Origin of the sequence: Clostridium sp. (assembly GCF_018372875.1) — a bacterium.
GTDB lineage: Bacteria > Bacillota > Clostridia > Clostridiales > Clostridiaceae > Clostridium.
Window position 1 is genome coordinate 21,197 of the sequence record NZ_JAHAIF010000042.1, and the last position, 7,387, is coordinate 28,583.

Here is a 7,387-nt window from a genome sequence, read left to right on the forward strand (position 1 = left end):
ATATAAATATAATTTTATTCTTTTATTATGATACCCTATTCCGCTTTAGATTCTATAGAAACTTTTGCTTTTTCTTCTTCCTTTTTTCTTTTCATTGGCTTATAAATCATAAATATTGCAGATAAAGTACTTCCCCCTATCAATAAAAGATTTACAACAACTAAAATTCCTATCCAATATGGTGTATAATCTCTACTAATGTCCATAGCTGAAGAATTACAATGAACATAAAGTAGACGCTTGCATGCATCATGTAACATTTCTATACCTTCTTGACTTCCAGTAGTCTTTTCTGTGAAAGTACCTGTTCCGTTATAACCTCCTGTGAAAAGAATCATTGAAGAACCATTAGCACGAATTTGCAAATCAGGGCTATTATACTTCTCGGATCCAAACATTGGGTTATATCCGTCTGTTAGGCAGACTCCTTTAAATCCCCATTCATTTCTTAACACTTTAGTATTCAATGCATAACACGTAGATGTTTCCATTGTTCCAATACGATTATACGATTCCATAACACCTGAAGTTTCTCCTTCTTTTACTGCATATTCAAAAGGTTCAAGATAAATTTCTCTTAGAGCCTGTTCATTCATCCAAGTATACATACCACCACGTTTAGAATCCTGATCATTTCCAACAAAATGTTTTACATATACATATACATCTTCGGAGTTTACACCTTGAATTTCTGCTGCTGCTATCTTTCCTGAAAGTAATGGATCTTCTGAATAATATTCTCCATTACGTCCATTGAAAGGAGATCGATGCATATTAGCTCCCGGTGCATACCATCCTGAAATACCTGCCGCTTTACATTCACGTCCCACACTTACTCCTACACTTCTAATCAAGCTTGTATTCCATGTAGATGCCATTACAACTTCTGCTGTATACTCATTACCATAATAATTTAGATTAGCACTACTGACACCTGCTGGTCCGTCTACATCAGTTGCTAGTTTTTTACCAATAGAATCTATAGCTGGTGTTCCATAAGCACAATCACTAAGTAGCTTAACCATATCATCAACACTCATCTGATTTACTAACTTGTCCCATATTTCATCATTCCACTCTTCATATCCAGCAAGATCTTCAACTGTTAATCCATTATCCTGATTTGTTTCAACTTTTATTAATGATTCTGTTTCATATTTTTCATCATTATCATAGCTAACATCACTACCACCTTCTGAATTCAGAATGTATTGTATAACTTCATCGCCCATTTCAATTATTAGTTCAGTTATATGTTTTCTCATCGTAACTTGTGGCATAGTTCCTTCAAAGTCTGAACGACTTACATATGGAATTGTATTATTAATATTTCCATCTCCATTACTTACTTTATCAAATTGATTTTCTGATACAATCTCATCTGAAGAACGTTTTCCTACTCCATCATTATTGTAAACCCATTTTTCATTAACATTATATTCAATAGTATCGCATCCTTCTTTTGTGTTATGAGAATCTGTTTGAAGATTAAATTTGTAAGTGCCTTCGTCTGCAACATAGCATTTTTCTCCTGTATAATCGTAAGATGCAATATCATCTACATTCATTTTAAGTGTTACAATTTCACTTTCACCTGGTGCTAGTTCAGAAGTTTTACCAAAAGCTCCAAGTTCCTTTTCTGATTTTTCTATTCCACCTTCATAATATGGTGCTGTAAAGTATAGTTGTACAACATCTTTTCCTGCTACATCTCCTGTATTAGTTACTTTAACATCTACTAAAATTTCACCATGTACATCTTCAAATTTTTGATCTGTAATTTCCCAATCAAATGTTGTATAACTAAGACCATATCCAAATGGATATTGAACAGTATTAGCATAATTAATATATCCTTCTGCTGCAGCTGTTTCATAATATCTGTATCCTACATAAATTCCTTCATTGTACCAAGTAACTCCACCGTCTACTTTGTTATCATATCCATTCTTTGAATCATCGAACTTTTCATAATTTGCATATGTTCCAGCAGTACATGTGTAGTATGATGGTGCTGAAGTCAAATCGTATGCATATGTGTCTGCTAATTTCCCACTTGGATTTACTTTTCCACATATAATATCAGCAACAGCTTGGATTCCTGCTGATCCTGGTCCTCCAATCCAAATAGCTGCATCAATTTTTTCATCTTCTAAGAAACCAAGTTCCATTGCATTAGAAGAGTTAATTATAACAATTATATTTTCATAATTATTCTTACAATAATTTAGCATATCTATTTCTACTTGTTGTAATTCTAAATAATGCTTTCCTTCATCCCCATTGTCATATTTGCCCATATTAAGTGGTTCATCTGAACCTTCTCCACCAGTTCTTGAAATTATTACAACAGCTGTATCTGAAAAATCACTTGCTTTATCCATAACATCCTGATATTTATTCAATGGCTGATCATAAATATTAAAATCAGAACCACGCATATCAAACATACCACCAGCATTATTATCTCTAGTATCCTTTTGAGTTGAATAATAATTTTTCATATCCTGATTACATGCAAAACCATCATTTTCAAATGCTGTATAGTAGTCAATAAATTTAGATCCAGAACCATCTTGTGATTGAGAAACTGAGCCTGCACCTATATACATAGGATCAAAACTCCCATATCCAATCAAACTGATATTTTGAGATTTCATTGGTAATATACCTTTATTCTTTAAAAGTACCGCTCCCTCTGCCTCTATATCTTGTGTCAATTTGAAGCCATTTTCTCTTGCTTCATCTGCTGTATATCCAAGACTTTCTACATCTGTTTTAGTGAATGTCCCTGACCACCATCTTGTAATAACTGTATTATACTGATAGCATAACGTATTAACTGCAAATATTAATGCAATAAACAAGACAGTTAATCCAATACCAATCCCCTTTTTTAATCTATACTTCTTCATTTTATTTCCCCCTTTTTGATTTGTTAATATAAAGTTTTTACACTATACTACTTTCAAAATATCAATCTTCTCATAAAATATCAAAATATTTTATCAATTAAAATCATTATTATTTTTTCTTATTCTACATGATTTAATGATACTTCAACAAATTCTTCTGCTCTTTTTTATATCTAAATACTTATTTAGTTTTATATCTCTTAAGTGATTAAATAATTGTTTTCCTGAAATATCTTAAGAAATTTTTATCCTAACCGATATTTCCTGTTATTATTCCCAGTCGTAATAAAAAAAGTCTAATATTAGTTTTAATAAAACATTCTTATATATTATCCCTCCTCTAATATTATTTTGTCATAACTTAGAACTTTTCATAGCTATTATTCATCCGTTCACTTTCATAGAATATAAATCTTTGAAATTTTCAAATTAATATTTAGTATAAATTCACTAATTCCATCCACTATCATTTCATGTAGAATTTATTATTGATTCTATTTATTGACAAATAAATATTAACACGTTTACATCTTAATAACCATCATCTAAAAGTTACCACTAGCAAACCAAAAGTTTAGCTAAACTAATAGTTAGGGGGTAGGAACTTTTAGTTTACATCCCAAAAAAATCGCCAAAGCGACTGTGGAGCCGTCGATTTTTTTCGCCCATCTGCATAAGTGATATTCCAAATTTAAATTTGGTAAATAGAACTTACTCATTAGAGCTTCCGAAGCTCCACAATTTAATAATAGATATAATTTCCTAAAGAATTAAAAAAAAGCCCTATTAAGGCTTCTTTCATGACTTATTCTTAATATGTTCATCTACATAATTCTTAAACAATGATACAACCTTAGATTGTATTGGTCTTTTCTTAGTAACCAAATAAATATTTTGATGGATCTTCTCTTTTAGCTTTATTACCTTTAACTTATCGTCATTAATAAAATTCTCTATATAGCTTATTGATACATATGCATCTTTATTTGCCTTACATAGCATATGAGCAGTTATCACATTCCCAATCTCATACTCAATAGTTGGAGTAAATCCATGCTCTAAACATTTTGATACAAAGCTATGCTCCCCACCTGCTTCTACAGCTTTTATCAATAATGGCTCATCTTCTAATTCTTCAATTGAAATCTCATCTCTATCTGCTAAATGATGATCCTTTGAAACAACTATAACAACCTCACCTTTTAAGATTAACTCATAATCACAGCTATTAGCCTTTTCATTAACTAAAACTAATCCAACATCAACCTCTTCATCTTCAAATAGCTTTCCTACAGGAAACTCATCAGGAACTTCCTTTAACTTCATTTGTATATTAGGATACTCCTTTGGAAATCCAAATAATAAATCAGATGGTAATACTGTTGATGATGCATATGTCACTACTAAATTTAAAGTACCTTTACTTCCACTCATTACACTTATTTCTTTTTTCAAATCTTCTATTAAATAACAAATATGCTTAGCTCTAGCGTATAATAGCTCACCATATTCTGTCGCATCTACCCCTCTAGTTCCCCTATAAAATAACTCTGTTTGTAAATCAAGCTCTAACTGCTTTATAGTTTTACTTAATCCTTGAGGAGTTATAAATAAATCTTTAGCTGCAGAAGTAACACTCTTCTTCTCGTAAACCTTAATAAAATATTCTAATGCTTCTGTATTCATTTACTTCTTTTGCTCCTTACTAACTTACTTTTTTCTCTTATAAGCTTTGCTACTCCATTAAAGAAGTGACCGTTAGCTATCATTAGCATTCCATCTACCATAGCCATGTTTACAACACCACCTGTCATTCTTGAAACCCCTCTGAAAGGCAAATTAAATATTGACATAACCATGATATTAGCTTTACTTCTTTCACCTATTTTAGTTAGGAACCAGTGCATAAAAACCATTATATAGTATACCAATCTTGCAGGAATTCCTATAGCATACTTACATTGTGCAATAGTATCATTGTATCCTAGGGTTTGTCTTCTACTCCATGTAGAAACAGGTATCTTTCTTCCCATAAGATTCTCAAACTCTCCTAAATTTACATTACATATTCTTCCTGAATAATAGGATGGTAACTTATCTTTATCATAAGGTAATTCAGCTCCTGTGCCTTCAATATAGATTGAATCTACTAATCTTATATCTGCACTTGAAGCCCCTATCATTATTTCATACTCAGAAGCTTCAACTTCCCACTTATTTGTCTTAACATTAAAATATCTAAAGGTTTTATCATCAAAGTATATTTTTACCCTCTTTGTTTCACCAGCATTTATAAATACCTTAGCAAATCCCTTTAATTCTTTTTTAGGCCTAAATATTTTATTAGACTTACAGCCTACATATAGCTGTGCAATCTCCATTCCAGCTACACTTCCTGAATTTTTTAAGTTAAATGAAACTGCATCTTCCTTAACCTCTATATCTGAATATTCAAATGTTGTGTAACTTAATCCATATCCAAATGGGAAAAGAACCTTTTTATCTACTGTATCGTAATAACGATAGCCTATGTATGGACCCTCCCTATACTCTACACTAACTTCTTTCCCAGGAAAGTTATTATAAGAAGGAGTGTCTTCATATTTTATAGGATATGTCTCTGCTAATTTTCCTGAAGGATTAACATCTCCAGATAAAACTCTTAATATTGATCTTGCACCTGCTTGTCCTGCTAAATGCCCATGTAATAATCCTTTTACCTTATTAATCCATGGCATTTCTAAAGCACAACCACAGGAAATAATAGCAACAATATTTTGATTTACCTCATATATGGCATTTAATAATTCCACTTGGTTTTCAGGAATACCCATTGTACTTCTATCTAAACCTTCAACTTCAACATACTCATCAAGACCAATATATAAAAGGACTACATCAGCCTTTTTAGCAAGTTCACAAGCCTTTTCCACCTTCTTAGAATCTCTTTTGCCATATCTATTAAATCCTTGCTCATAACCAATGCTTACTATTCCAGACTGCTCAAAACAATCTAATGTATTATCTAAAATAGTTGGATTTACTATAGATGAACCAGCCCCCTGATATCTGGCTTCCTTAGCAAAATCACCTACTACAGCTACCTTTTTACTTGGTCTTATAGGAAGAATATTGTCTTCATTTTTAAGTAGTACTATAGATTCCTCTGCAACTCTTTGGGCTACTCTATGATGTCTTTCAACATCAATCTTAGTATATGATTCATTTAAAGCTTCTTCAGTACTAAAAATTAAATCTAGTAATCTATCTACACATTTATCCAATACTTCTTCTTTAAGCTTTCCATCTTTTATAGCTTGTACAATTTCTTTATTAGTTTCACCACCTGTTGATGGCATTTCTAATTCATTTCCAGCTATAAGCCCCTCTACACGGTCATTACTTCCGCCCCAATCAGTTATTACACATCCTTCAAATCCCCATTCATTACGAAGAATATCTCTCATTAAATGCATATTTTCATTTGCATATGTACCATTTACCTTATTGTATGAGGACATTAAGGACTTAGTTTTACCTTCTTTAACTGCAATCTCAAAGGCAGTTAAATATATTTCTCTAAGAGTTCTTTCATCAATTATAGTATCTATAGCCATTCTTCTCTCTTCTTGATTATTTACAGCAAAGTGCTTTACACAAGCTGATATTCCATTAGACTGAATACCTCGTATATATCCTGCTGCTAATTTTCCTGCAAGATAAGGGTCCTCACTAAAATACTCAAAGTTTCTGCCACACAAAGGATTTCTTTTCATATTTATAGCAGGACCTAGCAATACATTAATTTTTTGAGCTACTGCTTCTGCACCTAAATACTCTCCAATTCTTTCAGCCAACTCTTCATTCCAGCTATTAGATATGGTTGCTGCTGTTGGAAAACAAGTAGAAGGATCTCCTTTATTAAGTCCAATTTTATCTGATGACTTGGTCTGTTTTCTAATTCCATGAGATCCATCAGCAAGAAACATGCTACTAATACCAAGTCTCTCTATATCATTTGATTTCCAATAATCTTTTCCTGACATAAGAGAAGCTTTCTCCTCTAAAGTCATCTTTTCAATTAATTCTTTATACTTCATATCTTGTTCCTCTTTGTAAAATTCATTTAATTCATCTTGTTCAAATATAAATCATAAATTCATTTTTTTACTAAAATAAATTATATCTGTCAACACTTAATAAGTAAACCTTTAAATTCTAATAATATACATTATTTCTGAATAAAAACACATGTATTCTGGTTTTGAATTACTTAATATACTCATTAGTTATCCTATCAATTTTCTCACAAATAGATTTTAAATTTCAGCTCTCAATTTAATTTTATCTTCCATGATAAATCCCTTCAAACCCGCATTTTTACTATAACTTCTTAAGTTCTTTTCTTCTTAAGTTCTTAAGAACTTAAGAACTTATCTTTTTGCATATAAAATTTATAGAAAAACAATTTG

3 protein-coding genes are annotated in these 7,387 nt (G+C 31.3%); all 3 read right to left on the reverse strand.

From position 1 onward, the window contains the following. Positions 1–35: 35 nt before the first annotated feature. Positions 36–2,915, reverse strand: coding sequence for a glycoside hydrolase family 3 N-terminal domain-containing protein (locus KIB46_RS12525; RefSeq protein WP_291672292.1), 2,880 nt, complete (start codon positions 2,913–2,915; stop codon positions 36–38). A 798-nt stretch (positions 2,916–3,713) separates the two neighbouring features. Continuing rightward, a complete protein-coding gene (locus KIB46_RS12530) occupies positions 3,714–4,601 on the reverse strand; it encodes a LysR family transcriptional regulator (protein WP_156562119.1) in 888 nt (295 codons plus the stop codon). Continuing rightward, positions 4,598–7,015, reverse strand: coding sequence for a glycoside hydrolase family 3 C-terminal domain-containing protein (locus tag KIB46_RS12535; RefSeq protein ID WP_291672295.1), 2,418 nt, complete (start codon positions 7,013–7,015; stop codon positions 4,598–4,600). The genes KIB46_RS12530 and KIB46_RS12535 overlap by 4 nt, the downstream gene beginning before the upstream one ends. Positions 7,016–7,387 lie beyond the last annotated feature (372 nt).

Bases quoted from the DNA above. Each gene is read 5' to 3' on its own strand.
- KIB46_RS12530 (WP_156562119.1), bottom strand. From the start codon at position 4,601: ATGAATACAGAAGCATTAGAATATTTTATTAAGGTTTACGAGAAGAAG.
- KIB46_RS12525 (WP_291672292.1), bottom strand. From the start codon at position 2,915: ATGAAGAAGTATAGATTAAAAAAGGGGATTGGTATTGGATTAACTGTC.
- KIB46_RS12535 (WP_291672295.1), bottom strand. From the start codon at position 7,015: ATGAAGTATAAAGAATTAATTGAAAAGATGACTTTAGAGGAGAAAGCT.